Origin of the sequence: Methylomonas sp. DH-1, assembly GCF_046097555.1 — a bacterium.
GTDB lineage: Bacteria > Pseudomonadota > Gammaproteobacteria > Methylococcales > Methylomonadaceae > Methylomonas > Methylomonas koyamae.
Window position 1 is genome coordinate 4,719,138 of the sequence record NZ_CP143089.1, and the last position, 17,696, is coordinate 4,736,833.

Below are 17,696 nucleotides of genomic sequence, written 5' to 3' on the forward strand. Positions count from 1 at the left end.
ATCAGTAGCTATGTTCCGAACCGGGGAATTGCGCGGCTTTCACCGCTTGATGATAGCGAACCACCGCGTCTTCTATGCTGGCGGCTCCCGCCATGAAATTGCGAGAGAAGCGCGGCCGGTTGCCGGTGCCGATGTTCAGCATATCGTACAACACCAACACCTGACCGTCGCAGTCGACCCCGGCGCCGATGCCGATTACCGGAATGGCCAGCGTTTGGCTGATTGTTTTGGCCAGAACGGCCGGGACGCATTCCAGTACCAGCAATCCGGCACCGGCCTGTTCCAGTTGTTGCGCCTCTCGCAGGATGGTTTCGGCCTGGGCGGCGTCGCGGCCTTGCACCCGGTATCCGCCCAAACGGTTGACCGATTGCGGCAGCAAACCCAGATGGCCGCAGACCGGCACACCCTGGTCCACCAGAAAACGCACTACTTCGATTTTTGCCCCCTCCAGCTTGACCATCTGCGCCAAACCCTGCTGCATCAAGCGCGCGGCATTGGCCAATGCTTGGGCCGGTTCGGCATAACTGGCAAACGGCAGGTCGGCGACGATGAATGCCCGTTTCGCCGCGCCTGCCACACAGCGGCAATGGTAAGCCATATCGTCCACCGTGACCGGCACGGTACTGTTGGCGCCTTGGATCACCATGCCCAACGAATCGCCGACCAGCAGCACGTCGATTCCGACCTGATCCAACAGCGCCGCGAAACTGGCATCGTAAGCGGTCAGGCAACTGATTTTCTCGCCGTTACGCTTCATTGCGGCCAGATCGCTGATCGTCAGGCTTTTTGCGGAATCGGCGTAAAGTTTCACGGCTCCAGCCTCTGTAAGCCGGCTTTGGGGCAGGTAGCCAGCAAGTCCGCCAATGGCCCGAGCCCAGGGACAGGCAAGTCGGCCGGCGCGATGTCGGCCAGCGGATACAGCACAAACGCCCGCTGCGCCATTTCCGGGTGCGGTACGCTGAGGTCGGCTTCAGCAATAACGTGCGATCCGTAGAGCAGAATATCCAAGTCCAAAGTTCTGGCGCCCCAGCGAATCAGGCGCAATCGGCCATGGGCGGTTTCGATGGCCTGTAATTGGCGCAGCAACTCCGCTGCCGGCAGGCTCGTCGAAATTTTCATCACCGCGTTGATAAAGTCGGGCTGGTCCTGCGGGCCGACCGGCGTGCTGCGGTAAAGGGGGGAGAAGGCCAATTCGGCGACGCCTGCCAGTGACGCAATCTCAGTCCGCGCTTGCTTTAGTTGTTCCAGCGGGTTTTCCAGATTGCTTCCCAGGCCGATATAGGCTTCGACGCCGGGATTCAGCGCCGTCATTGCGGATTGGCGACCGGCTTGGTTCGGGAACGGTAGCGGCCGGATTTGCGGTTGCGCGGTTTACCGCCGCCGGTTTTGCCGGGCGTTGTCATTTGTTTGCGCAATTCCTCGTCGGCCTCCTGGAACTGTGCCCACCATTCCACCAATTGCGGATCGGCGCCGCCGGTTTCCGCCCGCAGTTGAAAGAAGTCGTAAGCCGCCCGGAATTTGGGCTGCTCCAACAGCCGATACGGCCGGGTGCCGACGGTACGGGAAAATTTGGGCTGCATGAACCAGACATCGCGCATCGACTGCGTGATGTGCCTGGGCATCGCGGTGATCTTGATTTGCCGCGCCAGAACTTCGTTGGCGGCGTTTTGGTAGGCCAGCGTCTCGTTTTCGCCGTTGCCGATGCGCTTTTGCGCGGCGACCTGTAACGGCTCCCACAATAGCGCGGCCAATAGAAAATACGGGGTCAGCGTCTTGCCGTCGTTATAGCGCCGGTCGGAATTCTCTAAAGCCCGAATCAAAAACAGGCGCGGAAAGTCCTGTTCCTGGGTAGCCAGACAACGTTCGGTCTCTGGAAATAAAATCCCGAACAGGCCGTAATGCCTGAGCATTTCGAAGGTTTGCAATCCGTAACCGGCCAAAAACAGCTTCAACACTTCGTCGTACAACCGGGCGGAGGGGATACTTTTCAGTAAGTCGGCCTGGGCGTAGATTGGCTTCTCGGTATCGGGATGCAGCGTAAAACCCAATTTGACGGCAAAGCGGATAGCCCTGATCATCCGCACCGGATCTTCCCGGTAGCGGACTTCCGGGTCGCCGATCAGACGCATTACCCCAGCCGCGTGGTCCTGCATGCCGCCGGTGTAATCGACTACCGAAAAATCGCGGATGTTGTAGTACAGGGCGTTGACGGTGAAGTCGCGACGCCAGACGTCTTCCTCCAAGGTTCCGAACACGTTATCGCGCAGCAAGCGGCCGTCTTCGTGCACCACTTGCCGGTCGGATTCTTCGTTATCGACACCGCCGCGAAAGGTGGCGACTTCTATGATTTCCCGACCGAAAAACACGTGGGCCAAACGGAAGCGGCGGCCGATAATCCGGCAATTGCGGAAGATTTGTTTCACCTGCTCCGGGCTGGCGTTGGTCGCCACGTCGAAATCCTTGGGCTCCCGCCCCAACAGCAAATCACGCACGCAACCGCCGACCAGATAGGCTTCGAAATCGGCTTTTTTCAGCCGCGTCAATACCTTGAGTGCGTTCTCGCTGATTTGGGTACGGCTTATGCAATGCTCCGAACGCGGGTAAATCTTCACGGCATTGGCAGCAGCCGGCGCGTCGGCCGACTGGGCGGTCAAACTCACGGGCGCAAAGATTTTTTTGATGAAACTAAAAATAACCGTATTCCTTTATTAAATGATGCCTGCCAAACCACGGAGCTGCGGGGCGCGCAGCTTCAAAGCTTTATCATAACACCTCGCCAGAATTAAGCTCAATCGAGCACTTTCTTTTACATTCCCTTGCGTTGACTGTAGAATTTGACCACTCGTCGCGTAACGGCGTAATACCTTGAATACCAGCCAAGCCCGCGTCCATTCGTCAGGCAGCGGGCTCTTTACTTCGGAGTGTGGAGCGTATGTTTAAGAAGATTTTACTGGGTTTTGTCGACCGCCCCTTGTTCGCCAGTCTGTTTATCGCCGATTTCGCGATCTTGCTGTTCCATCGGCCGCCGTTCCTGTTTTCCATCGTCATGGTTGGCGCCTTGGTCGGAATGAGCATGTACATGGGCCAAAAGCTGGCTCCATTCGAACAGTAATTGCGCAAAGCAAGCCGAACCATCCAAACCAAGCCCGGCGTCGAACCCCTATCGGCGCCGGGTTTTTTACGCCGTATGGGTGCTGTGATTTACGACGCCCTGCTGTTGTTAGCCGTACTATTTTTGGCCACCGCCCTAGCTCTTCCACTAAACCAAGGCCAAGCGTTCGCCTCGAACCAAGCCATATACCCGATCTATCTGCTGGCCGTAAGCTTTGCCTTCTACGGCTGGTTCTGGACCCACGGCGGCCAAACCCTGGGCCTACGCGCCTGGAAGATCAAACTCGTCTCCACCGACCGGCAAGCCGTCGATTGGCCGCACGCGGCGTTGCGCTTTATTAGCGCCCTGCTTTCCTGGGTCTGCTTGGGCTTTGGATTTGTCTGGTGCTTGTTCGACAAGGACCGCCAAAGCTGGCACGACCGCCTGTCCAAAACCCGTCTCGTCTACTGCGAAGAAAAGCGCTGAAGCCAAAATCGGATGTGCTATATTCCCGGCTCCATCTTCTTCATGAGCCGGGAGCACACAATGAAAACAATAACAATAGCCCTATCCCTGTTTGCAGTATTCGTCTCCGCCAATGCCGTTGCCGACGTGAAGTTGGCGGACAATTCCAAGTTAGTGGGCAAATGGCAGGTCACTGCCGAAGCCCTCGCGCTGGACAGAGAGAAAAAAAAGCTCCAAGTTACCTGGGAGTTTCAAAAAGACGGTACGTTGATCACTACCGGTGAAGATGCCCGTAGCGGCATCGGCGAAATGACGATTCCGATCAAATACAGCGTGGCCGACGGCTTGATCAAAAAACAAATCACTCCGGGCCGGGAAAAATACGAGGACTGCGCCGTCGTGGAAATGGACGAAAAGGATATGGTATTGAAATGTAAATTCCTCTACCTGTTCATGACCCGCAAATAACGTCCGTTACCGACCGCTCGAGCCGACTGCGAAGTGCAGCCGGCTTTCCGTTCGAGGCTCTCGTCTTAGCTGCCCCGCTTAACCGCGTAAAGCGCGCAACAAAACACCAAGGTGCTGGGCAACATCGCCATCAACATCGGATTCATGTCGTAAACCAAGCCGACATGGCCGGCAATCCGGTCGAAAATATTGAAGGTCATGCCGATCACGATACCCATCATGATCCGCGCACCGGTGCTGACGCCGCGGCCGATGCCGATCACGAACGGCGCCGACACCATCAACATCACAAACGTGACGAACGGATTGATCAACCGGCTCCAAAACGCCAGCTCGTAACTTTGCGATTTCTGGTTGTTCTGTTTCAGAAAATCGATGTACATAAACAAATCGTACAGCGACAGGTTATCGGAGTTGACTACGGCCACTTTCAGCAGATCGGAATCGATCCCGGAACGCCAGGCCTGCTGCTCCTGAGCGCCGGCAAATATTTGCTGCGGTGCGATTTCCGAGTGCTTGACGCCCTCCAGCCGCCATTGCTTGTCCCCCAGAAATTGGGCGCGCTCCGCTTGGGTGACCCGTTGCAAGTGCTTATCCTCGCCCACGTCGTAAATCCGCAGGTCTGCCAACGAGCCGTCGTCGAGTATTTTGCGAACGTTGATGAAACTATTGCCTTCGCGCAGCCACATGCCGTATTGCGAACGCATCACCACACCGTCATGCAGCGCCGTCGTTTTCAGCAATTGTGCGGCCCGCTCGCAAGGCGGCGCCACGAACTCGCCGACCAGCACCGCGACAACCACCAGCACCAGACCGGCCAGCATGATGGTCCGGATGATCCAGGCCACCGACAGACCGGCGCCGCGCATCGCGATGATTTCCCGGTTGTTGGCCATCGCCCCGACCACGAACAGGCTCCCCAACAGCGCCGAAGACGGCACCAATTCGTAAAATACCCGCGGCGAAGTCAACGTCAGAAACCACAAAATGGTCTGCAAATTGTAGCCGCCCTGGCCCAGGTCCTTTAATTCGTCGCTGAAGCTGAACAGATTGAACAAGGTCAGCAACAGAATCACCGCCACCAGCGAACCTTTCACGACTTCCCTGACGATATAAAACGTTAATACATTCATCCGGCAACCTTTCCTGTCAGACTTTGCAAACACCAGCGCCAGCCGTACAGACGTACCAGCATGGCCAATCCCAGCAACAGCAAGGCCGTATCCACCCAAAAATAACCGACCCAGGCCGGCAGCGCACCGCTGATGACCCAGCTATGGTTGACCCGCTGCAGGTTGCCATAGACAAAGTAAATGCCGAAAGCGACCAGCATACTGCCGTAGATTCCGCCGCGCGGCGACAGTTTGGCCAGCGGTACCGCCAAAACCGCCAGCAACACCACGCCCAGCGGCGTATTCAACCGGTCTTGAACTTCCGCGACATCGCGCAATTCCTGCGACACCCACAACGCCTTGGTCGGAATGGCCTCCCGGCCCAGGCTTAACACCGTGACCTTTTTTTCGATCAGTACCGAATATTCCTGAAACGCTTCGATGACGAAATCCTTATTGCCGGGCACACCCATCACCCGCTGGCCGTTTTCCAACACCAAATACAGCCCCCCCGGCAAATTTCTCAGCCAACCCGATTCGGCGTTGACCACGCCGAGCTTGCCGCCCTGCTTGTTTTGCACGAACACATGGTGCATGTGGCCTTCGTCGTCCACCGTTTCGGTGTAGAAAATCAGCTCGCCGTCGCTGTACTCGCTGAAGCGGCCGGCGGAAATACCGCGAATATCGGCATTTTGCTTGTCCTGATGCATCAATTCTTCGGTGCGCGCCTCGGCCCACGGCGCCGCGAACATCGACAGGCCCACGCCAAGCAGACTGAGCGGAACCACCAGCAGGAACACCGCCCGGTAAATCGTGAACGCGCCGCCGCCGGCCGACGAAATCGCCGACATTTCCTGTTCGCGGTGCATCCGCCCCAACACCATCAACACCGCCATGAACAACGCCGCCGGCAAAAAGGCCGTGGTGGCGATGACGATTTTCATGCCCAGCAAGGCCATCACGGTATCGTTGGCGATATTGCCCTCGATAGCCAGAGCCAGTACCCGAATGAATTTGCGGCTGACGATAATCACCACCAGAACCGTCAGCACCGCCGTGACGGTAAAAAACAGCTCCTTGATGATCATTTTATCCAGCACGGTGAACAGCCGAAACGGCCGGCCGGCGCTGGGCATTGCACGCTCGACGCTCAAAGACTCTCTCCCGATATTCTCATGTATAATCGGTCGCAATACCGCTGCAACCGGCAGAAACCCTCAATCCAAGACACTTGATAGTGGATGTATCAAATGGACTATTCTATAGAAAGCTCCCCCTTAGACAAACTGCAAAGCGATTGCCTGCTGCTGGGTATTTACGAAAACCAACAACTGACCCCGGCTGCCGCGGCCTTGGATGCGGCGAACGGCGGCCTGATCGGTAAGCTGATCGCCCGCGGCGACATTAAGGGCAAGAACGCGGAAACCTTGCTGGTCAACAACCTGCCCGAAGGCAATATCGTTCGTATCGTCCTGGTCGGCTTCGGCGAACGCGGCAAAGTCAGCCGTAAACAATACCGCAAGGCGCTGGCCGCGGCGGTCAAAACCGTCAAGGACAGCAAAGTGCAAAGCGCTAGCAGCGCACTGCTGGACATCGACGTCGATGGTACAGACAGCCAATGGAAAGCCCGACAAATCGTCGAAGTGTTCAACGACGGCCTTTACCAATACAGCGCGACCAAAAAAGTCGACGATAAAATTCCGCTGCAACAGCTCCGCATCGTCGCTAACGACAGCCAAAAGCCGGCGGCCGAAACCGGTCTGCAACAGGGGGTCGCAATCGCGTTGGGCGTCGAATTGACTAAACAACTGGCCGACCTCCCCGGCAATATTTGCACGCCGACCTACCTTGCCAAACAAGCGCTGGCACTGGCCGGCCAACACGAGTTGTTGAGCTGCGAAATCCTGGAAGAAAGCGACATGGAAGCGCTGGGCATGGGCTCGTTTCTGTCGGTAACCCGCGGCAGCCGCCAGCCGGCCAAATTGATCTGCCTGGAATACCGGGGCGGCGACAAAAACGCCAAACCCATCGTGCTGGTTGGCAAAGGCCTGACCTTCGACGCCGGCGGCATTTCGTTGAAGCCCGGCCAGGGCATGGACGAAATGAAATACGACATGTGCGGCGGCGCCAGCGTGCTGGGCATCATCCGCGCCGCCAGCCTGTTGAACTTGAAACTGAACATCGTCGGCTTGGTGCCGGCTTCGGAAAACCTGCCGGACGGCGCCGCCAACAAACCGGGCGACATCTGGACCAGCATGTCCGGCAAGACTATCGAAATCTTGAACACCGACGCCGAAGGCCGCCTGATCCTGTGCGACACGCTGACCTATGCCAAAAAATACAACCCGGACGTCATCATTGACATGGCGACCTTGACCGGTGCCTGCATCGTCGCGCTGGGCAGGGTGCCGAGCGGCTTGTTCGGTAACGACGACAAACTCTGCAACGAATTGATCGGGGCCAGCGAAACCGCCTGCGACTTGCTGTGGCGGATGCCGATCTGGGAAGAATATCAGGAGCAACTGAAATCCAATTTCGCCGATCTGGCCAACATCGGCGGCCCGGACGGCGGCAGTATCACCGCAGCGGTATTCCTGTCCAAGTTCGCCGAGGAATACCGTTGGGCGCACATCGACATCGCCGGCACCGCCTGGCGCACCGGCGCCAACAAGGGCGCTACCGGCCGGCCGGTGCCGCTAGTTACCCAGTATTTGTTGAATCGGGCATCGGCTTAACCGGTGCCGTAGCGCCCGGCTTACGCCGGGCATTGCGCTACCCCCTCTTTTCCAAAGAGGGGCAGTGGAGATTTTCCAAATAAACCCATCTATCCCCGCGGCTAGTTAATAAGGGTAAGCAACTTAGAGACGTATTGGATTGGGATAGCGTGCGTTATTGGTTGTAACTATGTGGCACGATTGAATTGCCGGCCCCCAGAAGCCAATCTCCTCTGGTCCTTGTGGCCCGTTACAGGTTTGTGCAAGAAGTAAATCCATGCCGGGATGACGACTTCGAATTGCTTTCAACGACTAATCCGAACATGCCTTGAATTGGCCCCACCCCGCCCAGACCCCGAACTTAAACCGACATGACCGAAACCAGTCATTCGCCATCCTTCCCGGAAGTCAGCTTCTACGTGCTCGGCAGCCACGATCAGCAGCAGCGCCTGGAATTCGCCTGCAAATTGGTCGAGAAAATCTACCGCACCGGTTTTTTCTGTTACGTGTTGGCCGAATCGGCCGAACAGGCCGGACAAATCGACAAAGCCTTGTGGACCTTCCGCGCCGGCAGCTTCGTCCCCCACCAAATTTACCAAGGCTTACTGCCGCAATATCCCGGCACGATATTGATCGGCGACAGCGACATTCCTGAGGCCTGGCGCAGCGTCATCGTCAACCTGTCCTCGACGTTCCCGCCCGCCGAACCGCCGACCGAACGGATTCTGGAAATACTAGACAACAGCGAACAATCCAAACAAGCCGGCCGCCAGCGCTACCGGCATTACCAGCAGTTGGGTTTATCGATCAATACCCACAAAATGTAAGCCGGGCCGGGAGCAGCTCCGGGCTCTAGCGAAGCTCTCAGCCATGCCGCGTCCTCCGCGGCGGCATGCAGGCTTATGGCTGCCGCCACACATTTTCCAGTGGCCGCTTCAGCTTTGGCTTCTTCGGCCCAATAGTTTGAACAGCAGACGCCCCGAGTGACAATGGCCACCCCGGTTTCGTGCGGATATCGCCTTTGCCGAACCGCGCTATTCAACAGGCATAAACGCCGATGCCGCTCGTTATTTTCATCGTGGCAACCATCGCTGCGCGCAGACATCGAACTATTTGCCGGCGTTGCCTGTATAATCTCCGGCAGAGTTGGCCGAACAGTCGCCGTTCCGCGCAAGCGGGAGGGAGGAAAGTCCGGGCTCCATAGGGCAGGGTGCCAGGTAATGCCTGGGAGGCGCGAGCCTACGGAAAGTGCCGCAGAAAATATACCGCCTGGTTCGTATCGGACCCGGTAAGGGTGAAATGGTGCGGTAAGAGCGCACCGCGCAACTGGTAACAGGTGTGGCAGGGTAAACCCCACCCGGAGCAAGATCAAATAGAGGAGCATTGGCGTGGCCCGCGCTGCTCCTGGGTAGATTGCTTGAGCGCTTGGGTGACCAAGCGCCTAGATGAATGGCTGTTCACGACAGAACCCGGCTTACAGGCCAACTCTTTCTCTTCCCCTATTCTCTTTTGCCATCCGCAAATTTTCCATGACCTTGAAAAGCGACGAGTTCTACCTGAAGGCCGAACAATTGATCGCGGCCGGCCGCTTTATCGACAGCAAAGGCTGGGTGCCTGCCACCAGCGGCAACTTTTCGGCGCGTTTGGCGGACGGCAATATTGCGATCACGGTATCAGGCCGGCATAAAGGCCGTTTGCAAACCGACGACATCATGCTGATCGACCCTCAAGGCCGCTCCCTCGACGGCAAGAAGCCGTCGGCGGAGACCTTGCTGCATACCTCGATTTACCGACGTTACCCGGATGTCCAGGCCGTATTGCACCCGCATTCGGTGAATGCCACCTTGACCGCCCGGCTATTTCAAAACGAAATCGTACTGGAAGATTACGAGCTGCTGAAGGCATTGCCCGGCATCGATACCCACGAAAGCCGGATCGTTGTGCCGATTTTTGCCAATGACCAGGACATTCCGCAGTTGGCGGCCGAGGTCGAGCACTATTTGGATATCCACGGCGACATTCACGGCTACATTATCGCCGGCCACGGTTTTTACACTTGGGGCGCTTCGGTGGACGATGCCTTACGCCATCTGGAAGCCCTGGAGTTTTTATTCGATATCGAAATTCGTCTGCACGGAGTGAAACGATTATGAGCGCATTGACTACCTACCCCGCTAACCAACCCGGCCAAGGCCAGACCTGGCGCGACTTTGACGCGATCTCCAGCCAATTAAGCGGCCTGGGCGTGCAGTTCGAACGCTGGCAAGCCGATCAGGCCTTCGCCGCCGATGCTGGCGCCGACGCAGTGCTGGCGGCTTACCAAAGTTCGATAGACAAATTGAAGCAGCAATACGGTTTTCAATCGGTCGACGTCATCAGCCTGAACGCCGAGCATCCCAACAAGGATGCGTTACGCCAAAAGTTTTTGTCGGAGCATATTCATAGCGACTTCGAAGTGCGTTTTTTTGTGGAAGGCAAAGGCTTGTTTTACCTGCACGTCGGCGATCAAGTGCACGCGGTATTGTGCGAACAAGGCGATTTGATCAGCGTACCGGCGAATACTAAGCATTGGTTCGACATGGGCGAAAACCCGGCTTTCAAATGCATCCGCCTGTTCACCACCGAAGACGGCTGGGTGGCGGATTTTACCGGCGACAAGATCGCCGATAGCTTCCCGACTCTGGACCAATACCTCGCTACCTTATGATCGAAGCCATCGTTACCGACATTGAGGGCACTACGTCGTCGTTGTCGTTCGTCAAGGACGTGTTGTTCCCTTACGCCCGCGCCCACCTGCCCGGCTTCGTCGCCGAGCACTGCGCCGATCCTGAGGTACAAGCCTTATTGGACGATGCCAACCGGCTGGCGGGCGGCCAACTCAATCAAGCGGCATTGATCGAACAATTCATTGCCTGGATCGATGCCGACCAGAAAATCACGCCGCTCAAATCCCTGCAAGGCTTAATCTGGCTGGACGGTTACCGCAACGGCGATTTTACCGGCCACGTCTACGCAGATGCGGTCCGCAATTTGCGCGCGTGGCACCAGCGCGGATTGAAGCTCTACGTTTATTCGTCCGGCTCGGTGCAGGCACAGAAATTATTGTTCGGGCACAGCGACTTCGGCGATCTGACGCCGCTGTTCTCCGGTTATTTCGATACCCGCATCGGCGGCAAGCGCGAAGCCGATTCTTATCGAAAAATAGCCGAGGAACTCGGTTTGCCTGGTGCGCAGATCCTGTTTTTGTCCGACATTCGCGAAGAACTCGATGCGGCGCGGGCGGCCGGCTTTGCTACCCGTTGGCTGGTGCGAGAACAGGCGACGGATGCCGGCGCCGAACATCCGCAAGCGGCCGATTTCGATGCGATACGCTTTTAATCCGGCATTACGCGGCCTATGAAAATCGCCATCCTATCGCGCGACCCGGCGCTGTATTCCAGCGTGCGGCTTATGGAGGCCGCCAAAGCGCGCGGCCATGACGCGCGCATCTTCGATCCGACCCATTGCTACATGAACATCACCTCGATGAAGCCGTCGATCCATTACATGGGCGAGGATTTGTTGGGTTACGACGCAGTGATTCCGCGCATCGGCGCGTCGATTACCTTTTACGGCACGGCGGTGCTACGCCAATTCGAAGTGATGGGCGTCTACACCCTGAACAAATCGGCGGCAATCAGCCGATCCCGCGACAAAATGGCCTCCAGCCAACTGCTGGCCCGCAAAGGCATCGATTTACCGATCACCGCGTTTGCCCATAATCCGGACAATATCGAGGATTTGATCGCCGAAGTCGGCGGCGCGCCGTTGGTGATCAAACTGGTGGAGGGCTCGCAAGGCATCGGCGTGGTGCTGGCGGAAACCCATAACGCTGCCCACAGCGTGATTCAGGCCTTCATGGGCCTGAACGCCAACATCATGGTGCAGGAGTTCGTTCAAGAGGCGGCCGGCAGCGACATTCGCTGTTTCGTGATCGGCGACAAAGTAGTGGCGGCGATGAAGCGCCAAGGCCGCGAAGGTGAATTCCGCTCCAATCTGCATCGCGGCGGCACTGCCACGCTGATCAGACTGGCGCCGGCCGAGCGCGCCGCGGCGGTTCAAGCGGCAAAAATCATGGGCTTGGACGTGTGCGGCGTGGATTTGCTGCGTTCTAAACGCGGACCGTTGGTGATGGAAGTCAATTCCTCACCCGGCCTGGAGGGCATCGAAAAGACCAGCGGCAAGGACATTGCCGGTTTGATGATCGAACACATCGAAAAAAACGCCGGAAAGGTCAAGTCTGCATAAGAAAGAGTCCGGCTGCACCGGACTCGGATAATGCCGCTATTGCTCCAGCGTGACGAAAGCCAGTTTCGAGATGCCGGCGTGTTGCACGGTTGCCATGACTTCCGCCACTTTGCCGTAGTTGACGCCTTGATCGGCGTAGATATGGATGATCAGCTCGGGGTTGGCGGCCAGTTCGCTTTTCAGCGTGCTGTCCAGCGCCACCAGATCGGCGATCGGATTCTTGTTCAACGTCACGGCACCCTGGGCGTCGATACCCAATTGCATCGGCTGTTTTTCGGTATCAGGCGTGGTTGAGGCCGTTTTCGGCAGCGCCACGTTCACGGATTGGGTTAGTAAAGGCGCCGTTACCAACAGAATGATAACCAGCACCAGCATCACGTCGACCAGCGGCGTGACGTTTATCTCGCTGACCGCCTCGTCGTCTTCCGAATTCGTTTTAAATCCCATTTATTTACTCCTTGTTTTTACCGTTGTCGCCAAAGGCGATATGCAGAAAGCCGTCCACGAAATTTTCCAGCGACGCCCGATGGTGCTTGGCGCGCCTCAGGAAAAAATTGTAGGCCAAGACTGCAGGAACCGCTACCGCGATACCGATGGCCGTGGCGATCAAAGCGTCGCCGATCGGGCCGGCCACAACGTCGAGGCTGGCCGAGCCGCTGGCGCTGATGTCGTGCATCGCGTGCATGATGCCCAATACGGTACCGAATAAACCGACGAACGGCGCCGTGCTGCCGATGCTGGCGAGCATAGTCAGGCCGCTTTCCATCCGGCGTTGCTCGTCCTGGGTTTGTTTACGCAGGGTTTGTTCCAGCAAGTCTTGCGGCGAACCGCGGAATTTCAGGCTGGCGCAGGTCTCCGGGTGGCTCATTTCCGCCAACCAGGCAAAACCGCATTGGGCGATGCGGGCTTTCGGGCCGCGCGCGGTCTCGGCGGGCAATTGTTCGGCGGCTTTCAAATCGGCCGAGTCCCAAAAAGCGGCGTTGTACTTTTTGTTGTAATAGTTGTTTTTGGCGAATTGCCAAATTTTAAACAGAATCAAAGTCCAGGTTATCAGCGAAAACACCACCAATGTGTACAGCGTGGCGTCGATAACAGCTTCCGGGGCTATATGGTAAGGCATTACTCTCTCCGAGTTTTATTATTCACGTAGTGTAAAAATGATTGGCACGATCACCGAACTGGCCACCGGCGTTTCACCGCGCTTGGCCGGAATGAATTTCCATTTTTTGACGGCCTCTACCGCCGATTCGTCCAGTATTTCGTGGCCGCTGCTCTGATCCACCGCGACCGCATCGCTCAGGCCTTCCGCGGAAACCTGGACCTTTAACAGCACTTTACCCTGCCAACCGCGGCTTTTCGCGATCATCGGGTATTCCGGCTTCGGATTGTGCGCATAGTTGGCGCGGAAATTGGCTTCGGTAAATTGTTCGGCGTGAGTCGGCACGCTGCTCGCGGCGGTGGCCGGGGCGCTGGGTGCGCTCGGCGCGGTAACCGGAGTCGGCTGCGGCTCGGCCGGGGCTTCCACCGGCGCAAATTCCGGCGCTTTTTGCACAATCGGCGGCGGCGCCTTCTTCGGCACCGGTTTCGGCTGCGGTTTTTTCGGCGGCGGCTTTTTCTCCGGCGGCGGAGGGGCGGGCGGTGGCGGCGCGGCACTGGGTTTCGGCGCCGACATCGCTATCATCGACACTTCCATGACCAACGGTTGGGCCTGGGTCAATTTTTCTTCCGGTTGCAACAGTTGCTGCAGGCCCCAAATGTGCAATAACAGCACCAAGACCGCTAGCAGCCGCAGCATGCTGGCGGGCCGTTCTTCGCCGAACAGGCTCCGCCAAAACCAATGTTGACCGCGCTCCCCCGTTTGCCCCGCACCGCCGAAGGATACCAAGTGATTTTCCGGCAAAGCATCTTCGTGGTTTTTAAATAAAAACATATAGGCTGTTCGATACAAAAATATGCGCGATTGGTTTTTTAATCATACATTGTATGTTATTAGTTCCCCCCGCGTCAGCCGCATCTGGGGCGACTGGCGTGGCCGAATATAGACTAAGACGTTTCAGAACCTTAAATCCCCACTACCATCCTTTGCCATTGGCGGCAAAATCGCGAACTGTGGCATAATTTTCAAGCCCGTCCTCCCTTCTTTCCGATTTTTTCTATGCCTGCAAAACAATCCCAGACCAAGGAGCAAATCGCTGCGTTGGCCTTTAGCGCCATCGGCGTCGTATTCGGCGATATAGGCACCAGCCCGTTATATGCCATTAAAGAGGTATTTCACGGCGGCTTGCCTACCGATACGGTTCACGTTCTAGGCGTGTTGTCGCTGATTTTCTGGGCCATCACGCTGGTGGTGACGACCAAATACGCCATCTTCATCATGCGCGCGGACAATAAGGGCGAAGGCGGGATTATGGCTTTGATGGCGCTGGCTTTGCACGGCTCCAAAGACAACACGGAGCGCAAGCTGTTCATCGTCACGATAGGCTTGCTCGGGGCGGCGCTGTTCTACGGCGACAGCATGATCACGCCGGCCATTTCGGTGCTGAGTGCCGTGGAGGGTTTGCGGATCGTCGCCCCCAGGCTGGAGAGCTTTGTTACGCCGATCACGATCCTGGTGTTGGCCGTGCTGTTCATCATCCAGGCCAAAGGTACGGGCCGGGTCGGCCGCATGTTTGCGCCGGTGATGTGTTTTTGGTTTGCAGCCCTGGCCCTGCTCGGCATCGTCAATATCGTCCAGCATCCGGACGTGCTGATGGCAATCAATCCTTATTACGCCGCGAATCTGCTGCTCGAAATCGGCTGGAAAGGCTTTGTCATCATGGGAGCCGTGGTGCTGGCGATTACCGGCGCCGAGGCACTGTACGCCGACATGGGTCATTTCGGTTTGAAACCGATCCGCTACGCCTGGTTCGGTTTCGTGTTCCCGGCGCTGTTGTTGAATTATCTAGGCCAGGGCGCCTTGTTGATCGGCAACCCGAAGGCGGTGGAAAATCCGTTCTTTTTGATGGCGCCGCAGTGGGCATCTTATCCGTTGTTGGTTCTGGCTACGCTGTCCACCGTGATCGCATCGCAAGCCGTGATTTCCGGCGCCTTTTCCGTCACCCGCCAAGCCATCCAGTTGGGCTATTGCCCGCGGATGAACATTCGCCATACCTCCGGCGACGAAATGGGCCAAGTGTTCGTGCCGACCATCAACTGGTTGTTGATGGTGTCTGTGTTCATTTTGGTACTCAGCTTTAAATCATCGTCGGCACTCGCCTCGGCTTACGGCATCGCCGTGACCGGAACCATGATCGTCGACACGATATTGGCGTTCATCGTGATCCAGGGCTTGTGGCAATGGAACAAGCCCACCAGCATTCTGTTTCTTTCGACGTTCTTGATCATCGACTTGCTGTTTCTGTCCTCCAACAGCCTGAAAATTCCGCACGGCGGCTGGCTGCCGCTGGTGGTCGGTACCGTGCTGTTTTTGGTGATGACCACCTGGATCAAGGGCAAACAACTGCTGGCGCGCTATCTGGACGAACGCCGGGTATTGTTCGAGGATTTGGAAGAGCGCTTGCGCGACCGGCCGCCGGCCACCGTACCCGGTACCGCGATTTATATGGCGCGCAACGTGCACGGCGTGCCGCAGGTTTTGCTGCACAACCTGGAGCACAATCACGTCATTCACGAGAAAGTGATCGTACTGACCATCGTCACTCGCGAGGAGCCTTACGTGGAAGAGGCGCAGCGGGTCAAAATCCGCTCGTTCGGCGACAGCGGCAATTTTTACCGGGTCAAGTTGTATTTCGGCTTTCAGGAAGAGCAGGACGTCCGTCGTGCCTTGCAACTTTGCTGCCACGAAGGCCTGGATATCAACCAGAAAACCGTATCGTTTTTTATCGGTAGCGAGCGGCTGTCATTCCGCCGCAAAAGTCCGATGCCGAAATGGCGACGCTCGCTGTTCAGTTTCCTGACTCACAATTCCAGCAGCGCGATCGAGTATTTCAAAATCCCGGTCGATCGCGTGATCGAGTTGGGGATTCGGATCGAGTTGTAAACCCTGCGCTGCGGCTACCGGTCGCGGCGTCCGCGCCAACCGCCCGGCCGGCTATCGCCGTTGCCGCGCTCGCGCCATTCCCTGCGGCCACCGGCTTCGGCCGGTTCCGGCCGCGCCATCAACGAGTTTCCGCGCCAGGAAGAGCGGTCCGGTTGCTGATCGTGCCTATCGTGGTCCGGCGACCGTCTGCCCCAGTCGCCGCGACGGTCGTCGTGACGGTCGAAATCGGGCCGGCGCCAGTCATGGTGGTCGCGATGGTCGTGAACTCGGCCTTGCGGCAGGTAGTAGCGGCCGTAAGTGATGGTCGTGCTCGGGGTGTAATAGCTCGAACCGTAACTTTGGTAATAACCCGGAGTCGAGTAACCGGAGCCGTAACCGTAACTCGAGTAGCCGCGTTGGTAATAGCCGGTCGCACAACCCGACAGGATGATAGCGACGATCGAAAAAACGGCGACGTTCAAGGTTTTCATGGCTGCCTCTTGGCTGTTGGGCCCTCTTGATTTAAGTTGGCTTCAGCTTACCGAGGCAGACTTAATCGGTGCTTAAACTTTCGGTCCGGCCAAATAATTCTCCGGCTCCACGGCGACCGGATTGGTCAACGTACCGATGCCTTCGATTTCGATGCGCACGATTTGTCCCGGCTTCAAATAACCGCGCGGCTTCATCTTCACGCCGACGCCGGCCGGCGTGCCGGTGCTGATGACGTCGCCGGGTTCCAGGGTCATGACTTGGCTCAGATAAGCGATCAACTCGTAGCAATTGAAAATCATCTCGCCGGTGTTGGCGTTTTGGCGCAATTCGGCGTCGACCCAGGTTTTCAGGCTCAGATTGTGCGGATCGGCGATTTCGTCGGCGGTGACCAGCCACGGGCCGAGCGGGCCGTGGGTATCGAACGACTTGCCCAGGGTCCAGGTCGGCGTGCGGGCCTGCCAGTCGCGCACCGTGACGTCGTTGCAGATGGTATAGCCGGCAATCACTTCGCCGGCGCGTTCGGCGGAGACGTTTTTGCAGCGTTTGCCGATGACCAGCGCCAGTTCTCCTTCGTAATCGACTTTGTCGGAAACCGGCGGCAGGTGGATCGCCGCGCCGGGGCCGATCACGCAGGTGCTTTGCTTGGTAAAAAACGTCGGGTATTCCGGCTTTTCCAGACCGGTTTCGCCGATATGGTCGGCGTAATTCAAACCCACGCCCAACAACTTGCCGGGACGCGGGATCGGCGCCAGCAATTGCACCTCAGCCAACGGCTTGCCGGCAGCGCCGCTATCGATCAAGGCCTGTAACGCCCCTTGCGCCGCAGCGCCCGCCGCCAGAAACGCCAACATGTCGTTGGGCAAACCGGCGCCTGCCGCTATCACCTGTTCGCCTACTACCGCACCGATTTTGCGTTCGCCGTTGTCCAGAAAAGTCGCCAGTTTCATTCGTGCTATCCCGTCCCAAAAACCTGCCATTCTAGCCGATCGGCTGCCAATTCGCGGCAAGCCGGCGTTGGCGTTCGCCGCCCGTCGCGTTGTGGGTTACAA

At 57.4% G+C, this 17,696-nt stretch carries 20 protein-coding genes and 1 other RNA gene; 11 read left to right on the forward strand and 10 right to left on the reverse strand.

What is annotated here, in order from left to right:
• Position 1: 1 nt before the first annotated feature.
• The 3 genes from panB to pcnB are packed head-to-tail and all read right to left on the reverse strand — an operon-like array spanning position 2 to position 2,660.
• Complete coding sequence (panB, locus tag VXJ35_RS21545; RefSeq protein WP_082881036.1) at positions 2–811, reverse strand: 3-methyl-2-oxobutanoate hydroxymethyltransferase; 810 nt, start codon at positions 809–811, stop codon at positions 2–4.
• Positions 808–1,311 carry a 2-amino-4-hydroxy-6-hydroxymethyldihydropteridine diphosphokinase gene (gene folK, locus VXJ35_RS21550; protein ID WP_064023133.1) on the reverse strand — a complete coding sequence of 168 codons (504 nt, stop codon included), beginning with the start codon at positions 1,309–1,311 and terminating at the stop codon, positions 808–810. Before folK ends, panB begins: the two co-directional genes overlap by 4 nt.
• Positions 1,308–2,660, reverse strand: a complete 1,353-nt coding sequence (gene pcnB / locus VXJ35_RS21555; RefSeq protein WP_231914805.1) for a polynucleotide adenylyltransferase PcnB — start codon at positions 2,658–2,660, stop codon at positions 1,308–1,310. The genes folK and pcnB overlap by 4 nt, the downstream gene beginning before the upstream one ends.
• A 272-nt stretch (positions 2,661–2,932) precedes the next feature.
• Here pcnB and VXJ35_RS21560 point away from each other — a divergent pair, with 272 nt between their 5' ends.
• The 3 genes from VXJ35_RS21560 to VXJ35_RS21570 are packed head-to-tail and all read left to right on the forward strand — an operon-like array spanning position 2,933 to position 4,024.
• Positions 2,933–3,112 (forward strand): hypothetical protein, encoded by a 180-nt coding sequence (locus tag VXJ35_RS21560; protein WP_054762884.1) that lies wholly within the window; start codon positions 2,933–2,935, stop codon positions 3,110–3,112.
• The gene (locus VXJ35_RS21565; RefSeq protein WP_064023135.1) at positions 3,113–3,577 is read left to right on the forward strand and encodes an RDD family protein; all 465 of its coding nucleotides are present in this window, start codon (positions 3,113–3,115) and stop codon (positions 3,575–3,577) included.
• Between the two features lie 60 nt (positions 3,578–3,637).
• A complete protein-coding gene (locus tag VXJ35_RS21570; protein ID WP_064023136.1) occupies positions 3,638–4,024 on the forward strand; it encodes a hypothetical protein in 387 nt (128 codons plus the stop codon).
• 65 nt (positions 4,025–4,089) lie between these two features.
• Here the strand turns inward: VXJ35_RS21570 and lptG are convergent, their stop codons facing one another.
• Positions 4,090–5,157: an LPS export ABC transporter permease LptG gene (gene lptG / locus VXJ35_RS21575; RefSeq protein ID WP_054762880.1), complete on the reverse strand. Its 1,068-nt coding sequence runs from the start codon at positions 5,155–5,157 to the stop codon at positions 4,090–4,092.
• Positions 5,154–6,290 (reverse strand): LPS export ABC transporter permease LptF, encoded by a 1,137-nt coding sequence (gene lptF, locus VXJ35_RS21580; RefSeq protein WP_082881037.1) that lies wholly within the window; start codon positions 6,288–6,290, stop codon positions 5,154–5,156. Before lptF ends, lptG begins: the two co-directional genes overlap by 4 nt.
• Positions 6,291–6,386: 96 nt before the next feature.
• Here lptF and VXJ35_RS21585 point away from each other — a divergent pair, with 96 nt between their 5' ends.
• The 7 genes from VXJ35_RS21585 (at position 6,387) to rimK (ending at position 12,137) form a co-directional block, all read left to right on the forward strand.
• Complete coding sequence (locus VXJ35_RS21585) at positions 6,387–7,871, forward strand: leucyl aminopeptidase (protein WP_064023643.1); 1,485 nt, start codon at positions 6,387–6,389, stop codon at positions 7,869–7,871.
• A gap of 350 nt (positions 7,872–8,221) precedes the next feature.
• Positions 8,222–8,677, forward strand: coding sequence for a DNA polymerase III subunit chi (locus tag VXJ35_RS21590; RefSeq protein ID WP_064023138.1), 456 nt, complete (start codon positions 8,222–8,224; stop codon positions 8,675–8,677).
• 315 nt (positions 8,678–8,992) lie between these two features.
• An RNA gene (rnpB, locus tag VXJ35_RS21595) (RNase P RNA component class A) lies at positions 8,993–9,343 on the forward strand.
• Positions 9,344–9,379: 36 nt separating this feature from the next.
• Complete coding sequence (locus tag VXJ35_RS21600) at positions 9,380–10,003, forward strand: methylthioribulose 1-phosphate dehydratase (protein WP_082881038.1); 624 nt, start codon at positions 9,380–9,382, stop codon at positions 10,001–10,003.
• On the forward strand, positions 10,000–10,557 hold the full coding sequence (locus tag VXJ35_RS21605) for an acireductone dioxygenase (RefSeq protein ID WP_064023139.1): 558 nt from the start codon (positions 10,000–10,002) through the stop codon (positions 10,555–10,557). The genes VXJ35_RS21600 and VXJ35_RS21605 overlap by 4 nt, the downstream gene beginning before the upstream one ends.
• Entirely contained in the window at positions 10,554–11,228 is a 675-nt protein-coding gene (mtnC, locus tag VXJ35_RS21610; RefSeq protein WP_064023140.1) for an acireductone synthase, read from the forward strand. The genes VXJ35_RS21605 and mtnC overlap by 4 nt, the downstream gene beginning before the upstream one ends.
• An 18-nt stretch (positions 11,229–11,246) precedes the next feature.
• A complete protein-coding gene (gene rimK, locus VXJ35_RS21615; protein WP_064023141.1) occupies positions 11,247–12,137 on the forward strand; it encodes a 30S ribosomal protein S6--L-glutamate ligase in 891 nt (296 codons plus the stop codon).
• A 36-nt stretch (positions 12,138–12,173) separates the two neighbouring features.
• On the opposite strand, the gene VXJ35_RS21620 is transcribed toward rimK, so the two are convergent.
• Genes VXJ35_RS21620 through VXJ35_RS21630 form a run of 3 tightly spaced genes read right to left on the reverse strand, consistent with a single transcriptional unit; the run spans position 12,174 to position 14,067 of the window.
• Positions 12,174–12,584: a biopolymer transporter ExbD gene (locus tag VXJ35_RS21620; RefSeq protein WP_064023142.1), complete on the reverse strand. Its 411-nt coding sequence runs from the start codon at positions 12,582–12,584 to the stop codon at positions 12,174–12,176.
• Between the two features lie 4 nt (positions 12,585–12,588).
• A complete protein-coding gene (locus VXJ35_RS21625) occupies positions 12,589–13,257 on the reverse strand; it encodes a MotA/TolQ/ExbB proton channel family protein (protein ID WP_054762871.1) in 669 nt (222 codons plus the stop codon).
• Between the two features lie 18 nt (positions 13,258–13,275).
• Entirely contained in the window at positions 13,276–14,067 is a 792-nt protein-coding gene (locus tag VXJ35_RS21630; RefSeq protein WP_082881039.1) for an energy transducer TonB, read from the reverse strand.
• 225 nt (positions 14,068–14,292) lie between these two features.
• Here VXJ35_RS21630 and VXJ35_RS21635 point away from each other — a divergent pair, with 225 nt between their 5' ends.
• Positions 14,293–16,176: a potassium transporter Kup gene (locus tag VXJ35_RS21635; protein ID WP_064023143.1), complete on the forward strand. Its 1,884-nt coding sequence runs from the start codon at positions 14,293–14,295 to the stop codon at positions 16,174–16,176.
• 14 nt (positions 16,177–16,190) lie between these two features.
• Here VXJ35_RS21635 and VXJ35_RS21640 read toward each other — a convergent pair whose 3' ends face one another.
• Both VXJ35_RS21640 and VXJ35_RS21645 read right to left on the reverse strand, forming a co-directional pair.
• Complete coding sequence (locus VXJ35_RS21640; protein ID WP_064023144.1) at positions 16,191–16,646, reverse strand: hypothetical protein; 456 nt, start codon at positions 16,644–16,646, stop codon at positions 16,191–16,193.
• Between the two features lie 72 nt (positions 16,647–16,718).
• Positions 16,719–17,594 (reverse strand): fumarylacetoacetate hydrolase family protein, encoded by an 876-nt coding sequence (locus tag VXJ35_RS21645; RefSeq protein ID WP_064023145.1) that lies wholly within the window; start codon positions 17,592–17,594, stop codon positions 16,719–16,721.
• Positions 17,595–17,696 lie beyond the last annotated feature (102 nt).